This is a genomic window from Microbulbifer sp. 2205BS26-8 (assembly GCF_030731025.1).
Lineage (GTDB): Bacteria > Pseudomonadota > Gammaproteobacteria > Pseudomonadales > Cellvibrionaceae > Microbulbifer > Microbulbifer spongiae.
Genome location: NZ_JAVAMR010000194.1, coordinates 1 through 446, shown reverse-complemented (window position 1 = coordinate 446; position 446 = coordinate 1). Strand labels below are relative to the sequence as shown.

Annotated in this window: 1 protein-coding gene; it reads right to left on the bottom strand. The window is 45.5% G+C overall.

What is annotated here, in order from left to right; genetic code table 11:
- Positions 1-446, bottom strand: a 446-nt coding sequence (locus Q5Y71_RS17230) for a hypothetical protein (protein ID WP_306043298.1), incomplete at both ends; no start/stop codon positions are given.

Below are 446 nucleotides of genomic sequence, written 5' to 3'. Positions count from 1 at the left end.
ATATCTTCGATAGCTTGGATCGATCCGTTTATAGTAACCTGACCGGATCTGTTCTACATGAACCATTTCCTCTGCCAAGGTCTGCGTGAAACGAGTACCGTTCATCTTAGTAGACAACGACTTATCTATCAGGATCGTACCGTCCCTATTTACAGTTCCCCAAGCAGCTTGCCCTTTGGTAACTTTTTTAATTTCCGAGCTACTTGCAAACTCCACGTCAAACTCAGAATCAGACAAACCAATAGCTTCAGATATTTCATCTACACGTGTATCAAGCGGCCCCTTTTTTGCCGCTTCCTTGGCATTTTTAGTGTCCTGAAGCCATTGCCTAGACCATTCACTGTAATAAGAGCTACTGCCAGTGCCGCCGATACTGCCAACAGTGCTGCCACTACCACCAGTACTACCGCCAAAATTATACCAGAAAGAACCAGAGAGACTGGGTC